Here is a 23,366-nt window from a genome sequence, read left to right as displayed (position 1 = left end):
GGATCAGAAATCCTGCCAGATGTCCCTGGCCGCGTTGCCATTGGTGCTGGCAGCTGCCGGTGCCGGTTGCGGTGTGACCGCCTCCATATCCCAGTCGTCGCCATGGGCGCTGGGGGCAGAGGGCGCCTCGTCAGGAGCTTCGTCAAACGCCATGGTTGGCGGCTTCTGCATCGCTCCGGTCTGGCCTTCAGTCGATTTTGGCATGGGGGCTGTATTGCCGCGCGATTGAGCTGCGCCCGCCGCGACCCGGAAATGGGCGACCAGCTGGGCCAGCTTGGTGGCATCGGCATTGAGCATATGTCCGGCGGCAGTGGCCTCTTCGACCATGGCGGCGTTCTGCTGGGTGACCTGGTCAAGCTGGGTCACGCCGGTGTTGATCTCATGCAGACCGGTCGACTGTTCGCTGGCACCGGTTGCGATGCCCGAAACCAGTTTCGAGATATGACCGACCCGCTCCACGATGCTTTGCAGCGCGTCGCCGGTTTTGCCCACCAGATCAACGCCCCGCTCCACCTGCTTGGTGCTGTCGCCGATCAGCGTCTTGATCTCCATCGCCGCATCCGAGGACCGCTGCGCCAGGGCGCGCACCTCGCTGGCGACCACGGCAAAGCCCTTGCCCGCCTCGCCGGCCCGCGCGGCCTCGACACCGGCGTTCAGCGCCAGGAGGTTGGTCTGGAAGGCGATGTCGTCAATCACCCCGATGATCTGCGAAATATGGGTCGAGGACTGCTCGATCTCGGTCATTGCGGAGACGGCGCTCTGCACCACGGTGCCACTGGTTTCGGCCTCCTGTTTGGCTTCCTGCATGATGCTTTCGACACTGCGGGCGCCTTCGGCGGCGGATTTCACGCTGGCCGTCATCTCGTCCAGGGCGGCGGCGGTTTCCTCCAGCGTGGCGGCCTGGCTTTCGGTGCGGTTGGACAGGTCGTCAGAGGCCTGGCTGATCTCATTGGCGCCGTTGCGGATGCTTTCGGCGGTGTCGATCACCTGGGTCACAGTGGCGCTCAGCGTGTCCGCGGTGCGGTTGAAATTCTCCCGCAGCTTCTCGTGATGCGCCGGGAACGGATCGCTGATCGGCTGGGAGAAATCGCCACCGGCAAGACGCACCAGGCCGGAGCTCAGCTGTTCGACGACGATTTCCTGTTGCCGCTGCAGTTCCGCGCGCTCCAGTTCCGCCGAGCGGGCCTGTTTCAGATCATCCTGCAGGCTGATCAACTGCTTGCCGATATCGCCGATTTCATCGTTTTGATTCGCTTCCGGGATCGGTGATTCGAGATTCCCGGAGGCAACCTCTTCGATTCGACCGCAGATCCGGTTGATCGGCTTGGTGATCGAGCGCGCAAACAGCCAGCCGAATACAGACATACCTGCGGCACAGGCCAGCGAGATCAACAGCAGACGATTGCGATCGCGGTTTACGGGGGCAAACAGCTCTGCGCGGTCCTGTTCGGCCACGATCGCCCAGTTGGCCTGCGGCAGGCCTACGGGCTCAGAGTAGGCGACTACAGCACTGCCGGTCACACCAGTTGTGTTGGCATAGAAGCCTGAATTGCCAGCGAGGGCGTCAGACAGGTGCTCGGCTGTGTCCAGTTCGTCAAGAACCTTGTGATGGTCGTCATGGCGCGATTTGGTGCGGACTTTCATATCCTGACCGACGATGAACACATTCAGCGTTTCGGTCATCTCGCTTGCCGGGTTTACGATATTCGTCAGCATCTCGACGGGCACTTGCAACGCCAGGACACCCTGAAGTTTTCCTGCACCATCGAACACTGGAGTCGCAACAAATGCGGCCGGATCGCCGTTGCTGGGCGCATAGCCTTCGAGATCGGCAAAGATCACGGTTCCCGCCGATGCCTTGATGGCCGAGCGGAATGCCTTGCCCAGACCTGATGCGGCATAGGCGCCATCAACCAGATTAGAGGCATAGTCCGCTTCCTTCGTCACGGAATAAACGATGTCGCCTGCCGGGTTGATCAAGAAGACGTCGTAATACCCCTTGTTCTGCAGAACGGCAGTCAGTGATGGATGAAAACGGGCATGGTGCATGTGATAAGGCGAATCGCCGACCCCCCGGTTAAGGAGGTGTTTTTCGCCGGCTTTGTTCGGGTTGGCGTCAACATAGGCGTTCCGCAGAACCTTCTGTGCGTCACCTTCGATCCCGTCCCAGGTCATCGTGAACCACTCCAGCGCGGTGGCCGTCGACGGAATGGTGGCCAAGGTCGACGCATCCGCCTCGATACCCTCCATCAGCGCACGCAGGGCAACACGGCGATCCTCTGTCATCGCGTGGAATTGTTGTTCGGCGTGTTTTATCGCCGCATTTTGCAGCGCAACCGAGCTGATCGTGACGAAAGCCGCCGTTATCAGCACACCGAACCCCACAATGAAGAGGGGCAACTTATACGCCAGACGCAAGGTGGGAATAATTTTCATCGGACACTCCATTCACAGGCACAAGAAGAGGATGGTGGCCTCTGCTTTCCCTTCTTGATGCCTGCTAGGAGTTAATTTCGAGCTTACGAGCGGTTGGTTTTTCACGGCAATTTCCCGGTAAAACTCCACAGCCGGGGCACCGCCGGAGTCCGTATAATTATATTACCCTACGCTGCTGCTGTTTTTGTGGCGGTACGCCCGGCGGAAAAATTCAGACGATTTGCAGCCGGTAAAATTTTGCGAAATTGCAGTTGGTTTTTACCGCCAAATCCTCGCTAATTCCGGGCCCCGGGGCGCCGGTCCGGCAATCAAATATTAAGGCCCGGCGTCTACTCCTACCGTATCGACTTGAAACCTGTCGCCGAATACGGGGGTGCGAATCGCTGACCATGACGACGGAAACGCAAAAACACATCTTGGACCTGCCCAATGCTTTCTCGGATCTTGATCCGCTGATTTCATTCTTGCGCGGGGCGCGCACTCAGGCAGTGGAGATTGATTGCAGCAGTGTGGCGGTCATGCCGTCACGCTGCCTGCAGCTTCTGCTGAGCGCAGAACAGCAATGGCGATCGGAGGGGCTGGGGTTCTCAGTCTCTAAGATCACTGAAGGGTGCCGGAAATCGCTCACTCTTTTGGGGCTCGAGCCCAACCGATTTGAAGACGAGGAAACAGCATGAAGACGAAAGTTCTGGCAATCGACGATTCCCGCACGATCCGGAATCTCCTGGCCGCCGCTCTTGAAGAGGCCGGTTTTGAATACCATTGCGCGGTGGATGGCCGCGAAGGTGTGGACATGTATGCCGACGTGGCTCCGGATGTGGTGATTACCGACATCAACATGCCAAACCTCGACGGGTTCGGCGTCATCGAAGAGCTGCGCGGGGAAGGCATCAATTCCAAGGTTCCAATCCTGGTCCTGACCACCGAGAGCGCGCCCGAACTGAAGGCCCGCGCCCGCGGTGCCGGCGCGACCGGATGGATCACCAAACCATTCGACGACGCATCCCTGATTTTCGCGCTGAAACGCGTCACCGGGGCCGCAGCATAAGATGGCCGGGTCGATACAGGACACATTCTTCGAGGAGTGCGAAGAGCTCCTCGAAGCAATGGATGAGGGTTTGACCGCTATCGAAGGAGGCGATCATGACCCTGAGGTGGTCAATGCTGTCTTCCGGGCGGTTCATTCGATCAAAGGGGGGGCGGGCGCATTTGGCTTGGATGAGCTGGTGGCCTTTGCCCATAAATTCGAAACCGTCTTTGACGAAGTGCGGGCCAACCGGCTTGGTCTTGATACCAAGCTGATCCAGCTGTTGCTGCGCTCCAGCGATCATCTCTCTGATCTCGTTTCGACCGCGCGCGATGGTGGCAGCACCGATGAGGCCCATCACGATGTGCTCATCGCGGCTCTCGAGGAATATATCGATGAGGATGAAGAAGAGGTGGTTTTCCAGCCCATGGGGTTGGGCGGTGCCTTTGAGATGTCGCCAATCGAGGTGGAGAAAGAGCGGGTTTACTCGATCCGTTTCCATCCATTGAAAGACATGTACGGGACCGGTAACGAGCCTTATTTCCTGTTCCAGACGCTAGCTGATCTGGGCACGCTGGAGGTGGCGCTTGACGAGAGCGAGTTGCCAGGTTTCGATGCTCTGGATACCGACGAGAGCTATCTTATCTGGGCCTTGACGCTCACCACAACAGAGCCAAAGTCTGCAATCGAGTCTGTGTTTGAATTTGTCGAAGGGCTGTGCGAGCTGTCCATCGAATCCGACATGGATGAAGAAGACGAGGCCAATGCTCTGGCTGCACTGGAGGCTGCATTTGGTGCCGCTCCAGAGGAAGGCGGTGATCAGGTGGCTGCCCCTTTTGAACCGCCGGTCTCAGCTCCAGAACCGGAGGCTGTGGCGGCCCCGGTGGCCGCGAAAGCGGCTGCGCCAAAAGCTGAGGCCGCGAAGTCCGAGCAGCGTGGGCCAAATCCAACGCTGCGGGTCGACCTGGAACGCGTCGATCGTCTGATCAACGCCGTCGGCGAATTGATCATCAACCATTCGATGTTGGCACAGCAAATTGCCAACCTTGATGTTGCGGATCTGCGGGACGTCGAGACCGAACTGGAGGGCTTTAAAAATCTTGCCCGCGATATCCAGGAAGGTGTCATGTCTATTCGCGCGCAACCAGTCAAACCGCTGTTTCAGCGTATGGCGCGGATTGTTCGTGAGGCCTCAGCCGCAACTGGAAAAACGGCTAAGCTGATCACCGAGGGTGAGAATACCGAGGTCGACAAGACGGTCATCGAGCGACTCTCCGATCCGTTGACCCATATCTTGCGGAACGCGGTCGATCACGGTGTCGAAAAGCCCGACGATCGCGAAGCTGCGGGCAAAAGCCGCAGTGGTGAGATCCGTCTGTCAGCCTCTCACCGGTCCGGTAGTGTCTGTATCGAGATCAAGGACGATGGTGCCGGCGTTAATCGCCCGCGGGTGAAGCAGATCGCGATCGACAAAGGTCTCATTCCAGAGAATGCGGACCTGACCGACAGCGAGATCGACAACCTGTTGTTCTTGCCTGGTTTCTCCACAGCAAAGGAGATTTCCAATCTCTCCGGGCGTGGTGTTGGCATGGATGTGGTTAAAAACGCTGTCACGGCTTTGGGCGGGCGGATCAATATTGCCTCTACCCCGGGCAAGGGGTCGGTCTTCACCATCATCCTGCCCCTGACACTTGCAGTCATGGATGGAATGGTTGTTTCGGTCGCCGACCAAACGATGGTTGTCCCGATCACGTCCATTGTCGAAACAATGCGCGGCAGTGATGACATGGTCAACAATCTGGGGGCCGATGGCACGCTGCTGTCGATCAGGGGTAACTTCGTCCCTGTTTGCGATGTGGGCGGGGCGCTTGGATTGTCCAAGGCCGACCAGGATCAGCCACCGGGCGTCTATCTTCTGGTAGAAACGGAGACTGGTCAGCGCAGTGCCTTGGCCGTGGACGATATTCACGATCAACGCCAGGTGGTCATCAAAAGCCTCGATGGCGTTTGCGGGAATATTCCCGGCGTCGCCGCTGCCACCATTCTTGGTGACGGTAAGATCGCTATGATCCTTGATCCTGAAAGTATTCTTGCGGCTTCGCCTTCTGCAGCCGCTTTCGACACAGAGCGGAGAATAAGCAATGCAATCGCAAGCTGAAGCCAAATATGAAGATTCAGAAGTCAAACACGCCCAGCACAGCGAATTTGTCAGTTTCACCGTTGCTGGTCAGGCGTTCTGTCTGAAAATCACGCAGATCCGGGAAATCCGTCGCTGGTCTCCGGTGACGATCCTGCCTCATGCGCCCGCAGATGTCTTGGGCGTGATGAACCTACGCGGCGCGGTGATCCCGATCTACGATCTGTCCGCGCGGTTTGGGCTGCAGCAGACCGAAGCGAGCGAGCGAAACGTCGTGATCGTTGTCTCGGTGCACGGCAAGCCGGTTGGTCTGCTGGCAGAGTCCGTATCGGAGATCATCTCGATCAACCCGGATGATATCCAGGACACCCCGCCGGTGGATAGTCGCAACACGATGGACTACATCCAAGGGATTATTTCGCACGATGAAACCATGGTGCGGATCATCAATCTGGATGCGGTCATCACTGTACCGGAACAGGTGATCTCGTGACCATTGCCAATCCCATTGATTCTCGTGCGGATGGTTTCACCCTGTCTGATCAGGATTTCGAAGCCATCGCCGATTTCGCGCACAAGCACTTTGGGCTGGCCATGTCCAGCAGCAAGAAACCCTTGGTTTCTTCTCGCTTGGCGCGGCGGTTGCGCAAGCTCAACTATACCGATTTCAAATCCTACCTGAAGGAGTTGAACGGACCAAATGCGGATGTGGAGCGCAGCGAGCTGCTGTCTCTGCTGACGACAAATGTGACGCAGTTCTTTCGAGAGCCGCATCACTTTGACACTTTGCGCGACGACGTGCTGCCGCCGCTCCTGGAAAAGGCGCGTCGCGGAGATCGGGTGCGAATTTGGTCGGCAGGGTGTTCGAACGGGCAGGAACCCTACACCATCGCGATGGTGCTCAAGGAACTGTGCCCGGATGTTGAGAAACTGGATGTCAAAATCCTTGGCACCGATATCGATCCTGTTGTTGTCCGCAAGGCGTCGTCGGCACGCTACTCTGCTGAAGAGCTGTCGCAGATCCCGCAGAAATACAGCGGCTACTATAAGATCGAAGGGCAAGATGGTGCGATCCGCGAAGATCTGCGTGCCCTGCTGACATTTGGTGTGCTCAACCTGATCGAACCCTTTCCGTTCAAAGGAAAGTTTGACGCCATCTTCTGTCGAAACGTGGCCATCTACTTCGACACCCCGACCCAGCAAAAGGTCTGGCACGCCTTTCAGCGCAGTCTCAATCCGGGCGGCTATCTGTTTATCGGCCACTCGGAACGTATGTCCGGCCCTGCGGCATCGGCGCTGCAGACCGTCGGGATCACCACTTACTTAAACTCTCCTGCCGGTGGGAACACCTGAGCAGTCCGGCAAAAAAAGAGAAAATGAGGAACTAAAAATGAGCTTGAAAGACTCTCTGCGTGTGATGGTCGTTGACGATATGTCTACCAGCCGAGGCATCCTGACCCAATGTCTGGACGAGCTTGGCGTGAGTAACTACATGGTTGAAAACAACGGGCAATCTGCGTTTCAGAAGCTCGTGACTAATCCGGTTCACCTGGTGCTGTCCGACTACAACATGCCGGGCATGGATGGGCTTGGCCTGCTGAAAGCGCTGCGTGAGCACCGCGTGACACAACGTGTAGGCTTTATCCTCGTCACGGGCAAACCGACACCGGAGATCGTTGAAGTCGGTCGTCGCCTGGCGATGAATAACATCATTCGCAAGCCGTTCACCGTTGCCACTATGAAGCAGGCAATCGAGCAAGTGGTTGGCCGCCTATGAACATGCAGTCGACACCACCGCCAAAGGGTCACACGGTGAGTGATCTTTGCGATGTGTCACGCGCGGAAATGCAGCGGTTGCAAACCCAGGTGCAGGCGCTTGAAGATACGGTGCTTACAATCTTTGAGCGTGGGACGCCTCCAACCCGCGAAGAGCGGCAATCGCTGCAGGATTTCGATCTTGTCGTGCAGACGCTTGCGGCCCTGGGAAAGTTCTATGCGGAACTACAGAAGCTTGCGAAGGAAACCGGCGGTATCAATCTCAACGATAGCAGCGCCGTGGTGACATTGCACAAACTGCGTGACCGGCTCCGCGATCCGGCCAGCGCATCTCAGAAGTGAGACCCTCTGCACCGCCCATCGGGCGGTGCAGTCATATCTTGGGTCGTGCGCATGCCTGGTCGCTGGCGTATCTGTCGCATGTTTCGACTGATGTTATGTCAGGCGGTGGCGTAGCGCGGGCAGGCGCGTCAGGATCAACCCGTCCAGCATCAGCAGCGACAGAAGAGCCAGCCCCGCCATCGGAAAGGCAATGCATACGGCAATCCCGACCAGTCCTGCGCCTTTCCAGAGAGGCAGTTCCTTGGGCATCGGCGGGGCGGAGAGACGGCCTGATTTGGCAGGACGACGCTTCCACCAGAGCACCACGGCACTGGCACATAGAAACAGGATGGAGAGGCAAACCAGCGTATTTGCCAGAACGCTCCACAGCCCCAACGTGCCCATATGGAGGGCAATCCCGACGGCCATCGCCTTTCCGGGCCAAGAATAATCGGCAAATCGGACATCCGCCAGAATCTTGCCGGTGTAGCGGTCGACATGGACAGTCCGGTCAGAGGTGGGGTTGATACTGTCGGTGCTCATGGAATCGCGGCTCAGGGTCCAGACACCGGTATCGCCGCGTGCAATGCTGAGCTGATATCGTCCGCCAAATCCGATCTGGCGCGCCAGGGCGTCAACGCTGTCGATGTCGACAGTTGCACCGATAACACCGCTGATGCCCGCAGTTCCCCCTGAAGCTGGCATCGGCGTCTGCTCAAGTGCCCAAGGAACCTCGCGGCGGGTGTGGTCCATGCTGGCATGGGTATCGCCGGACAGGGGGACGTTGTCCCATTTCTCCGCCGGAAACTGGCTCCAGGCCTGAACCAGTTTCCCACCCCAGAGACCGGCCCAGGCAAGGCCTGAAACCAGAAACAGTGCAAGGAAAAGCGAAATCCCGAAACCGACCACCCCGTGCAGAGATCTCCACGTCGTCCGGCCGCGTCCCCGGCTCGGCAGCAATGCGTGGCGCCAGCCCAGATTTCGGGGCCACCACATGTATAGGCCGGTCGCGATCAGCAGCATGGTCAGAGAGGCAGCGGTTTCCAGGATGCGGTCGCCAGTGACGCCGAGCATCAGATCGCTATGCAGACTGTCGGCGAAATCATACCATCCGCTGCGGCGCGGGAAGGTTTCGATGACCGTGGCCGTATACGGGTCGACCGCAACCATCACTGCGTCACCGTCGTGATCGATGCGAAAGAGCGCGGCGAGGTCGGCCCCTCGGGGGGCCACGTATGTTTTCAAGATGCCATCAGGCAGGATTGCCTGCGCGGCATCGGCCTGCGCCGAAAGTGGCAGGGCGTGGGCTTGGGCAGTGACGGGGGTACGTTCGCCATCGCGCCCGTCAACCCAGGCGATCCACAGCATGGCCAGCCCGGTTAGCGCGAGTGTTGCGAGAAACGGAATGACGAACAGACCGGTGTAGAAATGCCACCGCCAGGCAGCAAAATAGAGTTTCTGCGTGCGGCCCTGCGGCTGCACGGGGGAATGGGGCAGGGTCATAGGTTGGCTCCAGGCCTTTTTTGGCTGCCGGTGTGGCAGCGCATAGTTTGCAATTGACGTCAGAGAAGGAAGGTCAATGGCGCTGGAGGGGCCCGGGTGCGATGTGCCGGACCACGCGGGCGGTCTCGGCGCAGCGGTTTGACGACGGCTGCGCGTGTTCTCGGACGCTGTACCAAGCTCAGGCCGGGCGTTTCTGGATGGCTCGGCATCAGGGCCGCAGCGGTCAGTCGGCAGGCCTCACATTTTGCAAGAGCACCGTGATCTGGGTCCGTGCTGTCACCACAGAGATCGCTTAATGTGCCGCCTGCGGCGACAAAGGCGGCATAGTCGGGCGAGTCAACGGCGCGGTCATAGCGATGTGCAAATCCGGTGCCGACCATGGCCAGCACCAGTGCTAGCATCATGGCCAGCCGTGGCAGGATATGTACCGCGAATCGCATGTGCAGTGTGTTACTTCGACTGCGGCGTGATGGCGAGTGATTCTGCTGTATTACCTAAGTTTTTGTGAGCAAAATCATTGCACTAGGTTGGTACAGTCCCGACGATGGTGTCGCGCTAGGTGTCCGTCGCCGGTCGTCGGGTGGAGACCAGGGCCCGTCCGAAGAGCAATGCGAAGCCGAAGAAGGCGATGCACCACGCGATTGCCGAGATCAGATAGAGCTCATGCGCGATATCGGACCCGCTGTTCGCCACAAGCCGCGCGAAGGTGGCTATTATGATCGCCAACAGGAGCAGTCGGGTGCCTGCTCCTGCGACCAGTGGGCGGCCGGTATGTCCGAGCGTGGCGCGGATCATGACGGCCAGCGTCATTATGCCAATAGCCCCGGCCATCCACAGATGCTGGGCGGATGCGGGATCCAGCGGCAGCCGCAGCAGCCGGATCGAGGCCATCAGGAGGGCGCCGATGGGGATCATTGCGTAAGCCAGGTGCAGAATGCCCAGCAGTGGCTCCGCTCCTGTGTGATGTCCCTGCCAGCGGACCAGTCGCAGCATCTGCGCAACACCAAAGATGGCCAGCGCCGCTGCGGCTGCGATGTGATCTGGTACAGCAACCCATATGGCCAAGGTCGGCAGGCTGAGTGCCAATGCGATTTTGTCCAGAGATTGCATTGGATCCGCAGGGCGCACATCAGCCCCCCGTTTGACCAACCAGTTCCGGGTGAAATTGGGGATGATACGTCCGCCGATCAGGCAGATCATTCCAATCGCGTTGGCCAGTCCCAGACGCAGCCCCAACCCCTGTGCGGGATAGCCGCCCGCAGCCGTTTCCAGATGCAGCAGAAGCAGCGCCAATGCGTGTATAGCCAGCAATAGAAGGATGACGAGGTTGCGCCAGTTCTTTCCTGCGATGATCTCGAGCAGGACCACGGCGCCAAGCATGAGTGGAAAACTCACATCGACCAGAGTGACGGTCCAGACCGGAAGAAATGCGCCACATAGCGTCACGAGACGTCCCGCCATCCACAACAGAACCAGTGCCAGCAGCGGTCCTCCGGTGAGCGGAGCGCGACCGGTCCAATTTGGCACGGCGGTAAGCAGAAAGCCCGCGAGAACGGCGCTGAGGTAACCAAAGAGAAAAGACTTCGCGTGCCAGGATACAGGATCAAGCCTGAGCGGTAGGGTCAGCGTTCCGCCGAGCAGCCCGATCCAGGCGATCATCGCCAGTCCTGCCCAAAGCGTCGCAAGCAGGAAAAACGGCCGGAAACCATAGGAGAGTATCGGCGGGGTGCGCAATGTCGTTGTGGTATTTCCGGCATCTGCCTTGGTGGTCGCGGCCATGGGTCAGCTCCGCTGGTATTCGGGTAACAGGTTCAAGATTGCGGCACTTCGGCGCTGTCCATAAGGCGTCGGATATGTCCGGCAAAGGCGTAGGTGGCGGGCAGGGCGATTACCGCACCTATGATGATCGACGGGGATATGCCCAGAACGGGCAGACCCAGCCAGCTGGTGATCAGAGCAGCGAAATATACGTTCAGTGCCATCGCACCGGCGCCAAACGGGTAGAGTGTGACGGCTATGCGCAAGCGCGACCAACCGGCTCGCGCAGTCATCGCCGCATCACCAGCATGTGCACCGCCGCAAGCGCCATAACCAAGGCGATGCAGGCCAGTGCAAACCAGAATTCGGCAGTTGCCGATTGCGCCTGCGGAACAGGCCGGTCAAAGCCCTTGGCTATGGCGGGCGAAGCGACGGTCGCGGCGCAGGATAGGATGAGCAAGATACGGCGCATGTCAGGTCTCCTGTGTGAGTGTTCGGTAAATGTCGGGCAGCGCGCGGGTCAGCCGTGTGGGATCCGACAGCAGTGAAAACCCGCCGCGTCCGAAAATTCGGGCAAACCAGTCCTGACCGTCTTCGTCGATGATGATGCCGTGCAGGCGCTGGCCTGCGCGCCGGGCTGTCCGAACGGCCATGCGGCTGTCTTCGATGCCGTGCTGGCCTTCGTAATGGTCCAGATCGTTGGGTTTGCCATCTGTGAGGATAATCAGCAGCTTACGGCTGGACGACTCCGTTGCCAACTGCGCGCTGACGTGGCGGATTGCGGCGCCAAGCCGTGTATAATGGCCCGGTTGCAACGCGCCGATATTGGCGGTGACGTCCTCAGACATCGGCGTGTCGAACCCCTTGCAGCGGGTCAGGAAAACGCGATCGCGGCGGAGCGAGGAGAACCCCCAGATCGCCAATCGGTCGCCGGCCACGTCGATCCCGAACGCCAGCGCCGCCATGGCATTACGCGCAATCTCAATCACGCTGCTGTCCGCAATTGCGGCCTCGGTGGAACGCGATGTGTCGATCAGAAAGGCGACCGATAAATCCCGCTGTTGCTGGCGTGTGTTCTGCCAGAGCCGGTCACTGCCGCGCCCTGTTGCGGCCAGCTCGGCGCGGGCGCTGATCACCGCATCGAGATCCAGCTCGGCGCCGTCGATCTGGCGCGGTTGCAGGATCCGGCGTGGACGCAGGGCCTCGAACTGGCGACGGACGCTGCGGATCTGGCGCGGATCGGGGCGGAAGGGACGTGTGGTGTCAGGCTGCGCTGCGGCCTCCAGCACGCGGCAATGATCCGCCATCTCGCTTTGGCTACGATGGTTCCATTCGGGATAGGTGAATTCAGCGCTCAACCTTTCGTGTTCGGCATCTGCGGGCGACAGGTCCAAATGCAGTCGAAGCCGCGAGGCAAGGCGACGGTCGTGTTTGGTCAGAGTTATCAGATCCTGATCCTCGGCGGCTTTCTGGGCATTGTCCGGATCGTCGTCATCAACGCTGCGGTTGATATTCATGGATTCGACCCAGGACAGGATTGATTCAAATCGGTGCAGGATGAAGCTGTCCTTGCGACGGGCCTGCTCCTGGTCTGCACGCACGCCGAGCTTGCGTTGGCTCATGGTGGCGGCGGCCAGTGGCGTCCTTTGGTCATCAGGATCGGCCGCAGCCGAGGCGGAACTCTCGGGGGAGGAATAGCGCAGCCAGATCGGCACCGGAGCGAAGGGCATGTATCTTTGGGACCTGCTGCTGTCTCTTGAGGGAGTGAATTCGCCCCAGTCGGCCGCCATGGCCCAAGGATCCAACGACAAGGCGGCGACGATCTGCTCTGCCACTGCGCGTTCGGCCGTATGCAACGGTCGTGATTGGCGTTGTGTCACACATAGAGCGGCCATCCGGAGATAGGCGGGCCGCAGGCCCGGACAATGTTGGGCAGCCCGCCTGCTGGCGGCAATGTTGGCCCGGATCCGGGCCATGTCCAGCGCCTGCGCAGGCATGTCGGCGCGCGGGTGCAGTTCTGCTGGATCGGTTGCCGCCGCCAGCGCAACAAGCCAGAAATAGGCGGCCCGGTTCAGATCGTAGCTGGGAAAGCAGGCGATCACCGGCGGCAGGGCCAGCCGGGTGCCGTCATAGCAGGGGATATATTCACGCAGCCGGTCAGCGGCGATCCGATGGCCGAAAGAGCGACGATGCTGCGCGACGGTAGCGGGGGTTTCGACCAATTCCACAGAGGCAGATCCCCCCAAGGCGCGAAACAGGACGGCAAGGCTGCGTCGCAGGTCCTGCAACCGGCAGGCCGCAGCAGATAGCATTTCACCATCCGTTGCGACCTCACCGGCGAGATTGCTGGCCATATCGTGCCAGAGGTTGCCAACAGTTTCCTCCGGCTCCATCAGGTCGAGCAATTTCATGGCGCTACCCGTAGATCGTGGCGATCAGATCGCGCAGCGCTTGTTTGATATCCTCTTCATCGGTGAGGGGTTCGATGATCGCGGCGTCCAGTGCCGCTTCTATCGCCATGCCGCTTTGGATCAGGCTGGCGGTGTAGATCAGCAGCCGGGTCGAGACACCTTCCTCAAGATCCATGCCCGACAGCGACCGGATGTGCCCGGCCAGCCGGACCAGAGGCTGAACACGGGACGGATCCAGGCCGCTTTCCTGCGCAACGATGGCGATTTCCGCCTGCGGGTGCGGGAAGTTGAAGCTGGCTGAGAGAAAGCGCTGACGTGTTGAGGGTTTGAGACGCTTTAGCACGTTCTGGTAGCCCGGATTGTAGGAGGCGACCAGCATGAAGCCTGGCGGCGCCACCAGCTCTTCTCCGGTGCGGTCGATCATCAGCCTGCGGCGGTTATCTGTCAGAGGGTGCAGCACAACTGTCACATCCTTGCGCGCCTCGACGACCTCATCGAGATAGCAGATCCCGCCTTCTCGGACAGCCCGGGTCAGTGGTCCGTCGACCCATTGGGTGTCGCCGCCCTTCAGCAGGTAGCGGCCAATCAGGTCGGCGGCCGAGAGGTCATCGTGGCAGGCCACAGTGTATAGCGGGCGGCCGAGCCGGGCGGCCATATGTTCGACGAAACGTGTTTTGCCGCAGCCGGTTGGCCCCTTTAGCAGAAGAGGGAGACCCTGGCTGTATGCGGTTTCGAACAGGGTGCATTCGCCTGCAATTTCAGAGTAGTGCGGGATCGCGCAGGGGGTTTGCATATTCATGGCTATTCTCCTGCGATGGTGCTGGTCTCATGGACCGGGCCCGGTGCGATCAGCTCGTCCCGACGCACCACGAGCAGCGCATAGATGAACAGGAGGGCGCCAATCACAACGGCGGCCCCGGCGCCAAACCGCATCAGGTAGAAAATCGCCAAACCATCCTGAACATCCATGTAGTAGTCGCCAATGACGCGCTGCATATGGGTCTGGATGGTGCCAGCAAAGGTGAGGACGAAGGTCATGAAGGCCATGCCGCCGGTCATCAGCCAGAAGCTCGCCATGTTCAGGACCTGGTTATAGGGTGCCCGTCCACGCAGCATCGGCATGGCATAGGTGAAGACCGCGAGATTCAGCGCCACATAGGCCCCGTAGAAGGACAGATGCCCATGTGCAGCAGTGATCTGAGTACCGTGGCTGTAGAAGTTGACACCATGCAGGGTATGAAGGAACCCCCAGACACCGGCGCCAAAGAACGCCACGGTGCTCGATCCCAGCGACCACAGAAGCGCGGCCTTGTTGGGGTGGTTCTTGCGCCCCTTCCAGACCATCACAAAGGCAAAGGACATCATCAGGAAGAAGGGGATCACCTCAAAGGTGGAGAAGATCGAGCCGATCCACTGCCAGTAGCCGGGCAGGCCAATCCAGTAGAAGTGATGTCCGGTGCCGAGAATGCCCGAGAACAGCGCAGTGGCAACGATGACATAGAGCCATTTTTCGACCACTTCACGGTCCACGCCCGTCAGCTTGAGCAGCAGGAAGGCCAGAATCGCCGCCATAACCAATTCCCAGGTCGCTTCGACCCAGAGATGGACGACGAACCACCAGTACATTTTGTCGAGGGACAGGTTCTCGGGGTTGATAAAGGCAAAGACCCAGAGCAGCGACAGCAGCCACAGGCCCATCAGGAGAACGTTGGTAATTGCGGTTTTCTTGCCCGCCAGCACGGTCATCGACACATTGAACAGGAAGATCAGCGCGGCCACGAGGATGCCGAATTTCACCCAGAGCGGTTGCTCCAGAAATTCGCGCCCTCCGTGGATGCCCACCAGATAGGAGCCAACAGCGCCAAGTGTGCCGATCATCAGGATGGCAAGTTGCAGATAGGCAAGTTTGACCGAGAAGATCTCCCGTTCGGATTCCTCAGGGATCAGGAAATAGGCAGCGCCAAAGAACCCAAGCAACAGCCAGACGATCAGCGCGTTGGTGTGGATCATGCGAATGATGTTGAACGGCAGAAGCTCGGACAGGAAATTGGGGGCGACATAGATCCAGCCTGCCAATAGCCCGCCGATCACCTGAATTCCGAACAGCGCCAGAGCGCAGATGAAATAGGCCTGAGCGACCTTCTGAGATTGATATTTCATTGTGTCTCTCCCTTAGCCCGCGTCATTGGGCGGCCAGCCCTGAGTGTCGGTCTGATCGGCCCATCGCAGAAATTCGGCCAGGCCCCGGATCTCTTCGTCGGTGAGTTGGAAATACGGCATCTGACGGCGACCCTCGACACCGCTGGGCTGGCTCTCCATCCAGTTCTTCAGTGTCTCGAAGGCCTCTTCCGGTTCGTCCTGAACGCCCCAGCGGGTCATGACATTGCCGACTTCGGGGGCAAAATAGGCACCTTCGCCGTGCAGCGTGTGACAGTTGATGCAGGAGTGACGCTCCCAGACACGTTTGCCGAGGCTGACCTCTTCGGTCAGGGGCATTCCTGCGGTCGAGGTGGTCACGACGTAGCGGTGGCTGTGCACGGTCATGCCAATGAACACAACGACGAAGAAGATTGACCCTCCGTAGAACACATTGCGCGCCCGCGACTTGGTCAGAAATTCAGCCATGGCTTGGCCCTTTCCGGCAGTTGCTGATCATCCGGTGATAGCGCGCGGCGCAGCGGCAAAGGTTGCGCAAGCGCAAGGTTCGGCGCGATTGCGGCTGTTAGCGTGATATCGAAGAGAGGAAAGGCTTGTGAAATTGCCACCAAAACTGGATGACCCTGACCTGCCGCTTGACGTGCTGCTGACCACCTGGCCGGAAACACTGCGGGTTTTCATGGATCATGGCATGTTGTGCGTCGGCTGCATGGTCAGCCCATTTCATTCGGTTGCAGAGGCCTGCGCCGAATATCACCTTAACGAGGATATGTTTCGCCTCGAACTGGCTGAGGCAGTTCGCTTGGCTCGCGGCGACCGGGGTTAAGTCGGTTCCTGCGGCCAGCGATGACGCTAGGCAGGCAAGCCGACCCGCCGCGCGATCAGGGATCGCTGAGCAGCATCAGTCGATGCGGATCACAGATTGTGATCTTCTTGCGTTTGCTGCTGACCATGCCGTCTTTTTCCCAGGCACTCAGCAGGCGGCTGACCGTGTGCAGCGTGGTGCCGGTCAGTTCAGATACATCCTGGCGGGTGATCGGAAATCCGATCTCGATGCCCTCGGCCACCTTGACACCGGATTGATTGATCAGCCGCAGCAGCGCACGGGCGATGCGCTGTTCGACATGCTGGGTCGACATTTCCATGATGCGGGTGTTCATCTCACCCACCCGGGCGCCGACAGTTTTATATGTCTCAGTTGCAAAGCCCGGGTAGTCAGCGGTGAAGCTGTTCCACAGCGAGGTCGGCCATGACAGGATCAGCGCCTCACTGGCGGTCACAGCCGTTGCAGGGTAGCGGTCCTGTCCCAATGCCTTGGCGATACCGAAGAGCTGCCCGGATGGGATGTGGAGAGAGGTGACCTGATCGCCGTCGCTGGTGATCCTGACGACGCGGATGGTGCCGTCCAGAAGCAGGTAGAAGCGATCAGCAGGCGCCCCTTCTTCAAAGATGGTCTCTCCGGGTCCGAGGCCGCGGCTGCTTGCCTGGTCAAGAATTCTGCGGATCTGGATATCCTCCAGCTGCGAGAAGGGCGGCAGCGGTCGAAGCAGGCTTTCATGTAGGTGGCGCACGGCATCTCCGAACAAGGAACTGGTTCATCCTATCGCGATATCGCGGTGATGGTCACCCATGTCTTTAGTCTGTTGCCGCTCTCGCAGCCAAAAAGCCGCGCCGTCTTTGCGCTGCCGCAAAGTTCTGTCGGGTGTGACGAGCTAGATTAATCGCGACACCAAGACCTGCGGGATGCGCTGTCTTCCGGCTGCATCGGCGCAGGAAAGGACGCCTCCGCCCCTGAGGGGCCGGAGACCCCTATTCCACTCACAACGCCCGCCGATTTTGGGCTGATCGAATGATAAGGAGAGTGACAATGACCAAACGCTTCAATCCCGGACTTGCACCCACAAGCCGTCGCAACGTTTTGCGTGGGACAGTTCTGGCGAGTGCTGCGGCCCTGACCGGCGGACTGGCATCCGCGGCGAATGGTGCAGCCCGTCGGGCCGCTGTTCCGCCACTGCGCGGCGCGGCGCCACGGTTCATTCAGGCCGAAGCACAGGCTCAGGCCGAGGCGGCGCCGGTTGATCTCTCCGGCTATACCCGCGTCAAACAGGAGCTGGTTGCACCTCCCTTTGCCCCCAAGCACGAGCAGGTCGCAACCGGTGGTCCGAAAATCGTCGAGATCGAGTTGATCACAGAAGAGCGACTGATGGTTGTGGATGAGGATACCGGCGCCGAAATCTGGGCGTTGACCTACAACGGGTCGGTCCCCGGTCCGCTGATTATCGTGCATGAAGGCGACTACGTCGAACTCACTTTGCGCAATCCGACCGATAGCCAGATGGAGCACAATATCGACTTCCATGCCTCAACAGGGGCGTTGGGCGGAGGCGGTCTGACCCATGTCTTCCCCGGCGAAGAAACCGTCTTGCGCTGGAAGGCAACCAAGGCCGGCTGCTTCACCTATCACTGTGCGCCGGGCGGCGCGATGATCCCCTATCATGTCACGCATGGTATGAATGGTGCCATTATGGTGCTGCCGCGCGATGGTCTGAAAGACGGTGAGGGTAACCCGCTGCGCTATGACAGTATCGCCTATATCGGCGAGCAGGATTACTATCTGCCGATGGATGAAAACGGCGATTACCGGACCTACGATTTGGCCGGTGACGACTACGCCGACAGTATCGAAGCGATGCGCACTCTGGTGCCGACCCATTCCGTGTTCAATGGTGCGGTTGGCGCGCTGACGGGTGAAAACGCCCTGCGGGCCAAGGTCGGTGAGACCGTTCTGATGATCCACAATCAGGCCAATCGCGACTCGCGTCCGCACCTGATTGGTGGGCATGGTAACTATGTGTGGGAAACAGGGTCGTTCACAGATGCGCCGCTGACTGGCATCGAGAGCTGGTTCGTGCGCGGCGGAAGTGCCATGGCGGCGATGTATACCTTCGAACAACCCGGCGTTTATGCCTATGTGAACCACAATCTGATCGAGGCGGTTCTACTGGGCGCCACAGCGCATTTTGTGGTCGATGGGGCCTGGAACAATGCGCTGATGGAACAGGTGGTTGCTCCCCGCAGCTTTGAAACCTGAACGGCTGCGCCGCCAGCGCTTGCAGAAGGAAAGCCCACATGACTGCCGCCATTTCGCACGACATCGGGAACCGGATAGCCCTGCTGGGTCTTGGCCTGGCTGTGGCGGCAGCGCTGATCTGGGCGCTTGGACAATATCTCCCTCGCGGGCCCATCGGGTCGGCGGGGGAGAGTGTCCATCCAGAGCTAGTTCTGGCCGCCATGGAGCCAGATGCTGGGCGCGGACTTTATGTCATGAGACATGAAGTCACCGTCGCCGAGTGGAACCGCTGTCACGCAGATGGGATGTGCAGCCTAGAGCTGCGCACTCGCGCCAATCAGGATGCAAAGACAATGCCTGCAACGGGAGTGAGCCATGTTGATGCGAGCCAGTATCTGGCGTGGATCAATGCGCGCAGCGATGGCGGCTATCGCCTGCCAAGTGTTGCGGAATGGGCCTATCTCGCGGAGCCGGTACTCCCAGCCGAGCCTGAACCGATCTTTAGCGATCCCGATCTTAGCTGGGCTTCGGCCTATCTCCTTGGTGAGCAGCGCAGCCGGACGCTGCGCCCCCAGGGCAGTTATGCAACTTCGCCTGATGGTGTTGTCGATCTGGATGGCAATGTATGGGAATGGACGCAGGACTGCTATGCCGGCGAGTCCGGGGCCAGCCTCGATCGTTGTCCGGCTTATTTCGTTGCGGGCGAGCATCTGGCGGCAGTTCCGTTTCTTGTCCGCGATCCCGCTCGTGGGGGCTGTGCAGTAGGGTCACCCCCGGCGCATCTGGGCGTGAGACTTGTCCGTGATACGCCCATCTGAGGTTATTCTGCCCTAACTGCCGCAGTGATGAATCCTTGCAGGTTTGCGCGCATACGCCGGATCGGAACCCTGTCCAGGACACTGCGATAGGCGCTGCCTTCGATCAGATCGACAATCATCTGCGCCGTGCCCTCCGGATCGAGATCGCGGCGCATGTCACCTGTGGACATACCGCGTTCGATTACCTTGGCGAGGGCCGCAACCAGCGCGTTTCGATTGTCCAGAAACAACCGAGCGATATCGGGTTTGCGGATGGCCTCGCTGGTGATCTCCAGACCCAGAATAACGTTTTCAGGCACTGCGAGATATTTGGCATAGGATTTTACAAAACTGTCGAGCAGTTTAAGCGGCGGGCGCGCTTGGGTGAGCGCGTCGATAAACGGCGAGAGTTCCTGTCGTTCCAGCGCAGCGATTTCGACCAGCACATCATGTTTGCCGGGGAAATGATTATAGAGATTACCGAGGCTGACGCCGGCGCGCGTCGCGATATCGCGGACACCGGTCTGGTGATAGCCGGTTTCAAGAAAACATCTGACTGCCGCCTCAAGGATCTGCTGCCGCCGTTTGGCGGTGGTCTCGGTCCGGGTGAGTTTGGGCTTGCCGTCTGACATCAGTGTCCTGAGGTGAATGCTCTGTCGCGCAGCTGTGCGGGTCTGCGGTCTGCGGAGAGATGTAGCCCCCGCGCAGCAGGCTGACAAGGTCGAGGCCCTAAGGGGTGTATTGCCGCCGCGCGGTTTGGCTGGGCGAATGCCCGAACCGTCCCTTGTAGTCGCGCGCAAAACGGCCCAGGTGGGAAAACCCGTTGGAAAATGCAGCGGTGGTGACGTCGGGTGTGTCGCGCTGCGCCATCAGTTGATAGTGAGCCGCATCCAGTCGCGCGTTGCGCAGTACCCGCATCGGGCTCTGCCCAAAGGCGCGGCGAAAGCCCTTTTGAAGGGTGCGGACATTCATGCCCGCATGTTCCGCAATGTCGGTCAGCTGTATTGGGTTGCTGAGATTGGCGTGGATGAAGTCCATCGCCGCGCGAACGCCGGGTGGCAGGGACCCGTGGTCAGCCCGTTCAATGATGTGGGAGATATTGCTGGGCAGCCGCGTCAATAGCTCTCGCGCCAGATCCTGTTCCACCCGGATATCCGAACCACGCAAACGCCCCTGGAACAAAATGCCGACTTCTGCCGCCCGAACGCAGGCACAAACCATCTGCCGCAGCCGCCGCCCGCCAGGAGCAAGCAGATCGACGCGGCTGGCAAAACGGATTGGCCCCGGCAGTTCTGCTCCGATCAGCTGCCGCGCAACCGTTTCAAGGTAATTCCGGTCGATCTGAAGCAGCAGCTTGCGGCAATCGGTGCTCCACCGCATCAAAGCGTCCCGATCGGGATTGAGCACCGTTGCAGTGGTTGCGTCGGCGAGGATCTCGGCGCCGCGATGCCGGACGCTGGCCTGGCCGCAAAGCGGGATCTGCAACAGGTAGAACGAGTCCAACATACCGGGGGCAATAGTCACATCGGCGCCGTAGTGCAGGTAATTGATCGAGCAGTGACGCCCGGCTGCGTGATTATGGCGGACCGCGAGATCCTGATGCCGTTTGGCGAAATCCAGCCGGTGATCGCAGAATTTCTGCCCCACCCGGTGGCGTGCCTCGTCCAGATCCCCGGTGCGCAGCAGCGGATGATTGCTCAAATGCTCAACTGTGTCCGGGTTGGCTGGGATGGCCATCTTGCCTCCAGATCAGAGGACTGCAGCTTAGATTGCCCCGGAGATATTTCAAGCCTCAACCATCCTGCCATCAATTGGGTTCGTTTTCTGGATAATCGAATGTGCGACGTTGGTGCAGTCTGGCGGCCTTAGATCAATTTCAGGGAGGAGACCTCATGGAAAAAGGGATCACCAAGGCAAAAGACGGGATTCGCGGCATGTCCTGGACCGTTGTCGGGCAGACCTATGTGCCCAAGTTGCTCAGCACCGATGCCTTCATATGGGATGCGGTTCTGCCGGCCGACACCTTTGTACCGCCGCACATCCATCCAACCCAGGATGAATGGATCAGTGTCCTGTTGGGGGAGCTTGAGGTGGAATTTTCGGGCGATGTGCATAAGGCGGGGCCGGGGGATACAGTGCGTATGCCCAAGGGCGAAGCACATGCGATATTCAACCGTTCCGGTGCTGAGGCGCATTGTATTTTCGGCGTCGCGCCCGCGCGCAAACTGTTCGACCTGTTCATTGAGCTGGACGGTGTGACCGACCCGGGGGAGCTGGTGCGTCTCTCTGCGCTGCATGAGGTCGATTTTCTGCCACCCCCGGCTGACGCATGAGCAATCCGGAGCGCGGGTGGGGCGGTGCCACCGTCCAACCCCGTTCTGGCAGGAAACACACCGGCCTGCTGGGAGGCAGGTGAGGGACAGAACGGTTCATCGCAGATTGGATCGAGAGGGGAGAACAGGATATGACAACACGCAAAACAGTTGCGGTTATCGGCGGCGGTGTCAGTGGTCTGGCTGCGGCCAAAGCCTTTGATGAACGCGGCCACCGGGTGATCGGTTATGAACGCAGCCATGATTTCGGCGGTGTCTGGGAGCTGTCGCGGTCATACCCGGATGTGCAGACACAGTCGCCGAAGGATCTATATTGCTACACCGATCATCCGATGCCCGCAGATTACCCGGAATGGCCGAAAGGTCCGCAGGTTCATGCCTATCTGCATTCTTACGCGCAGAAACACCGGCTGGCGCGACTGTTCCGGCTCAACACTTCCGTTACGGCGATGGAGCGGCGTCAGGATGGGCAGCCCGGCTGGACCCTGACCCTGGAGGCCGCCGGGAAGAGCTGGCAACAGGATTTCGATTTTGTTGCGGTCTGTACGGGTCAGTTTTCGGAAAAGAACATCATCACCCATCCCGGTCAGGACGCATTCATCGCCCGTGGCGGACAGGTGATACATTCATCTGATTATACGGATCCCGGCATGATTGTGGGCAAACATGTGGTGGTGCTGGGCGGCTCTAAATCGGCCACCGATATTGCTGTCAATGCGGCCAAGAGTGGGGCGAGATCTGTTCGGCTGGTCTATCGGGAGAATGTCTGGCGGGTGCCCTATTATGTCGGCGGCATCAACTTCAAGAAACTGCTATATATGCGGGCGCAGGAGCAGCAGTTCAATCAATGGGGTAAGTCGCCTTTTCAACGCGGTATCGCCGCGCTGCTGAAGCCTCTGGTCTGGGCCAATTTTCGCGGTTTGGAGACCCTGCTGAAGCTGCAACTGGGTCTGAAGAAGCACAATATGGTCCCCACCACGCCAATTGAAAAAGAGGTGTCCTGCTCGGTCCCGATTGTGACTCCAGGTCTGTTTGAGGCGTTGAACGATGGCAGTATCAAGCCCGTTATCGGCACGTTTGAGAGTTATCAGGAGGAAGGTTTGCGGCTGAGCACCGGCGAGGTGGTGCCATGTGATGTGGCGGTGCTGGCGGTTGGCTGGAAGCTGGGTGTACCCTATCTGGCGCAGGAGTATCGTGACAAGCTGATCGAAGACGATGGGCAGTATCGCGTTTATCGCCTGTCGGTGAACCCGGATCTGCCCGATATGGGGTTTGTTGGTTTCAACTCCAGCTTTTGCACGGTCCTGTCGGCCGAGATGATTGCCAATTGGCTGGTTCGCTATGCCGATGGCAAACTGACTCACCAGCCCAGCCGGGCGGAGATGGAGCAGAATATCGAGATGATGCTGGACTGGCGCCGCCGGGAGCGACCTGCGGCGCAGGTCTATGGCGGTCTGTGCTCAGCACCGTTTCATTTCAAACACTTCGACGAGCTTTTGGCCGACATGGGAGCACAGCTGCGCAAGCGCAAGAATCCCCTGGTCGAGCAATTCTCGCCCCCGGATGCGGCGGCTTATGGGCAGTTTCTGGCCTCGGCCCCGCAGTATCAGGCCGGCTAACGCTGCCAGATCGGGAAATAG

General features: G+C 59.5%; 25 protein-coding genes. 12 read left to right on the top strand and 13 right to left on the bottom strand.

What is annotated here, in order from left to right:
- Positions 1 to 3 precede the first annotated feature (3 nt).
- Positions 4 to 2,436 carry a methyl-accepting chemotaxis protein gene (locus VWZ81_RS00735; protein WP_416541774.1) on the bottom strand — a complete coding sequence of 811 codons (2,433 nt, stop codon included), beginning with the start codon at positions 2,434 to 2,436 and terminating at the stop codon, positions 4 to 6.
- Between the two features lie 389 nt (positions 2,437 to 2,825).
- Between VWZ81_RS00735 and VWZ81_RS00730 the strand changes: the two genes are divergently transcribed.
- From VWZ81_RS00730 to VWZ81_RS00700, 7 genes are read left to right on the top strand one after another with little or no spacing between them, the layout of a single operon-like run.
- Positions 2,826 to 3,113 carry an STAS domain-containing protein gene (locus VWZ81_RS00730; protein ID WP_340547718.1) on the top strand — a complete coding sequence of 96 codons (288 nt, stop codon included), beginning with the start codon at positions 2,826 to 2,828 and terminating at the stop codon, positions 3,111 to 3,113.
- The gene (locus tag VWZ81_RS00725) at positions 3,110 to 3,484 is read left to right on the top strand and encodes a response regulator (RefSeq protein ID WP_340547717.1); all 375 of its coding nucleotides are present in this window, start codon (positions 3,110 to 3,112) and stop codon (positions 3,482 to 3,484) included. Before VWZ81_RS00730 ends, VWZ81_RS00725 begins: the two co-directional genes overlap by 4 nt.
- A 1-nt stretch (position 3,485) precedes the next feature.
- Positions 3,486 to 5,621, top strand: coding sequence for a chemotaxis protein CheA (locus VWZ81_RS00720; RefSeq protein WP_416535507.1), 2,136 nt, complete (start codon positions 3,486 to 3,488; stop codon positions 5,619 to 5,621).
- On the top strand, positions 5,605 to 6,093 hold the full coding sequence (locus VWZ81_RS00715; protein ID WP_340547715.1) for a chemotaxis protein CheW: 489 nt from the start codon (positions 5,605 to 5,607) through the stop codon (positions 6,091 to 6,093). Before VWZ81_RS00720 ends, VWZ81_RS00715 begins: the two co-directional genes overlap by 17 nt.
- Complete coding sequence (locus tag VWZ81_RS00710; RefSeq protein WP_340547714.1) at positions 6,090 to 6,953, top strand: CheR family methyltransferase; 864 nt, start codon at positions 6,090 to 6,092, stop codon at positions 6,951 to 6,953. The genes VWZ81_RS00715 and VWZ81_RS00710 overlap by 4 nt, the downstream gene beginning before the upstream one ends.
- Positions 6,954 to 6,990: 37 nt before the next feature.
- Positions 6,991 to 7,377: a response regulator gene (locus VWZ81_RS00705; RefSeq protein WP_340547713.1), complete on the top strand. Its 387-nt coding sequence runs from the start codon at positions 6,991 to 6,993 to the stop codon at positions 7,375 to 7,377.
- A 35-nt stretch (positions 7,378 to 7,412) separates the two neighbouring features.
- Entirely contained in the window at positions 7,413 to 7,718 is a 306-nt protein-coding gene (locus VWZ81_RS00700) for a hypothetical protein (protein WP_340547712.1), read from the top strand.
- 93 nt (positions 7,719 to 7,811) lie between these two features.
- Here the strand turns inward: VWZ81_RS00700 and VWZ81_RS00695 are convergent, their stop codons facing one another.
- From VWZ81_RS00695 to VWZ81_RS00655, 9 genes are all read right to left on the bottom strand, one after another.
- Positions 7,812 to 9,200, bottom strand: coding sequence for a PepSY-associated TM helix domain-containing protein (locus VWZ81_RS00695; RefSeq protein ID WP_416541773.1), 1,389 nt, complete (start codon positions 9,198 to 9,200; stop codon positions 7,812 to 7,814).
- 59 nt (positions 9,201 to 9,259) lie between these two features.
- Positions 9,260 to 9,640, bottom strand: a complete 381-nt coding sequence (locus VWZ81_RS00690) for a DUF2946 family protein (protein WP_416541772.1) — start codon at positions 9,638 to 9,640, stop codon at positions 9,260 to 9,262.
- Between the two features lie 115 nt (positions 9,641 to 9,755).
- Complete coding sequence (locus VWZ81_RS00685; RefSeq protein ID WP_416541771.1) at positions 9,756 to 10,979, bottom strand: NnrS family protein; 1,224 nt, start codon at positions 10,977 to 10,979, stop codon at positions 9,756 to 9,758.
- 32 nt (positions 10,980 to 11,011) lie between these two features.
- Positions 11,012 to 11,182 (bottom strand): NnrT protein, encoded by a 171-nt coding sequence (locus VWZ81_RS00680; RefSeq protein WP_416535503.1) that lies wholly within the window; start codon positions 11,180 to 11,182, stop codon positions 11,012 to 11,014.
- A 65-nt stretch (positions 11,183 to 11,247) separates the two neighbouring features.
- Complete coding sequence (locus VWZ81_RS00675) at positions 11,248 to 11,430, bottom strand: protein NnrT (RefSeq protein ID WP_416538079.1); 183 nt, start codon at positions 11,428 to 11,430, stop codon at positions 11,248 to 11,250.
- 1 nt (position 11,431) lies between these two features.
- The gene (locus VWZ81_RS00670; RefSeq protein WP_416541770.1) at positions 11,432 to 13,369 is read right to left on the bottom strand and encodes a nitric oxide reductase activation protein NorD; all 1,938 of its coding nucleotides are present in this window, start codon (positions 13,367 to 13,369) and stop codon (positions 11,432 to 11,434) included.
- Between the two features lie 4 nt (positions 13,370 to 13,373).
- Complete coding sequence (locus VWZ81_RS00665; protein ID WP_416541769.1) at positions 13,374 to 14,168, bottom strand: CbbQ/NirQ/NorQ/GpvN family protein; 795 nt, start codon at positions 14,166 to 14,168, stop codon at positions 13,374 to 13,376.
- Between the two features lie 2 nt (positions 14,169 to 14,170).
- Positions 14,171 to 15,529 carry a cbb3-type cytochrome c oxidase subunit I gene (locus VWZ81_RS00660; protein ID WP_416541768.1) on the bottom strand — a complete coding sequence of 453 codons (1,359 nt, stop codon included), beginning with the start codon at positions 15,527 to 15,529 and terminating at the stop codon, positions 14,171 to 14,173.
- Positions 15,530 to 15,541: 12 nt separating this feature from the next.
- The gene (locus VWZ81_RS00655) at positions 15,542 to 15,994 is read right to left on the bottom strand and encodes a c-type cytochrome (RefSeq protein WP_340547703.1); all 453 of its coding nucleotides are present in this window, start codon (positions 15,992 to 15,994) and stop codon (positions 15,542 to 15,544) included.
- Between the two features lie 133 nt (positions 15,995 to 16,127).
- Between VWZ81_RS00655 and VWZ81_RS00650 the strand changes: the two genes are divergently transcribed.
- The gene (locus tag VWZ81_RS00650; protein ID WP_340547744.1) at positions 16,128 to 16,352 is read left to right on the top strand and encodes a DUF1858 domain-containing protein; all 225 of its coding nucleotides are present in this window, start codon (positions 16,128 to 16,130) and stop codon (positions 16,350 to 16,352) included.
- Between the two features lie 55 nt (positions 16,353 to 16,407).
- Here VWZ81_RS00650 and VWZ81_RS00645 read toward each other — a convergent pair whose 3' ends face one another.
- Positions 16,408 to 17,097: a Crp/Fnr family transcriptional regulator gene (locus VWZ81_RS00645; protein WP_416535498.1), complete on the bottom strand. Its 690-nt coding sequence runs from the start codon at positions 17,095 to 17,097 to the stop codon at positions 16,408 to 16,410.
- A 296-nt stretch (positions 17,098 to 17,393) separates the two neighbouring features.
- On the opposite strand from VWZ81_RS00645, the gene nirK reads away from it, so the two are divergent.
- Positions 17,394 to 18,617 (top strand): copper-containing nitrite reductase, encoded by a 1,224-nt coding sequence (gene nirK / locus VWZ81_RS00640; RefSeq protein WP_340547701.1) that lies wholly within the window; start codon positions 17,394 to 17,396, stop codon positions 18,615 to 18,617.
- A gap of 38 nt (positions 18,618 to 18,655) precedes the next feature.
- A complete protein-coding gene (locus VWZ81_RS00635) occupies positions 18,656 to 19,414 on the top strand; it encodes a formylglycine-generating enzyme family protein (protein WP_416541767.1) in 759 nt (252 codons plus the stop codon).
- Positions 19,415 to 19,416: 2 nt separating this feature from the next.
- On the opposite strand, the gene VWZ81_RS00630 is transcribed toward VWZ81_RS00635, so the two are convergent.
- Positions 19,417 to 20,025 carry a TetR/AcrR family transcriptional regulator gene (locus VWZ81_RS00630; protein ID WP_416535496.1) on the bottom strand — a complete coding sequence of 203 codons (609 nt, stop codon included), beginning with the start codon at positions 20,023 to 20,025 and terminating at the stop codon, positions 19,417 to 19,419.
- 97 nt (positions 20,026 to 20,122) lie between these two features.
- Positions 20,123 to 21,130, bottom strand: a complete 1,008-nt coding sequence (locus tag VWZ81_RS00625) for an AraC family transcriptional regulator (protein ID WP_416541766.1) — start codon at positions 21,128 to 21,130, stop codon at positions 20,123 to 20,125.
- A gap of 155 nt (positions 21,131 to 21,285) precedes the next feature.
- Between VWZ81_RS00625 and VWZ81_RS00620 the strand changes: the two genes are divergently transcribed.
- Together VWZ81_RS00620 and VWZ81_RS00615 are read left to right on the top strand one after the other, a co-directional pair.
- The gene (locus tag VWZ81_RS00620) at positions 21,286 to 21,726 is read left to right on the top strand and encodes a cupin domain-containing protein (RefSeq protein WP_416541765.1); all 441 of its coding nucleotides are present in this window, start codon (positions 21,286 to 21,288) and stop codon (positions 21,724 to 21,726) included.
- A 131-nt stretch (positions 21,727 to 21,857) separates the two neighbouring features.
- A complete protein-coding gene (locus VWZ81_RS00615; protein ID WP_416541764.1) occupies positions 21,858 to 23,345 on the top strand; it encodes a flavin-containing monooxygenase in 1,488 nt (495 codons plus the stop codon).
- Positions 23,346 to 23,366 lie beyond the last annotated feature (21 nt).

The sequence above is a fragment of the Phaeobacter sp. JH20_34 genome (assembly GCF_048056095.1).
GTDB classification, from domain to species: domain Bacteria; phylum Pseudomonadota; class Alphaproteobacteria; order Rhodobacterales; family Rhodobacteraceae; genus Phaeobacter; species Phaeobacter bryozoorum.
This window is presented reverse-complemented; position numbering and strand designations above follow the sequence as displayed.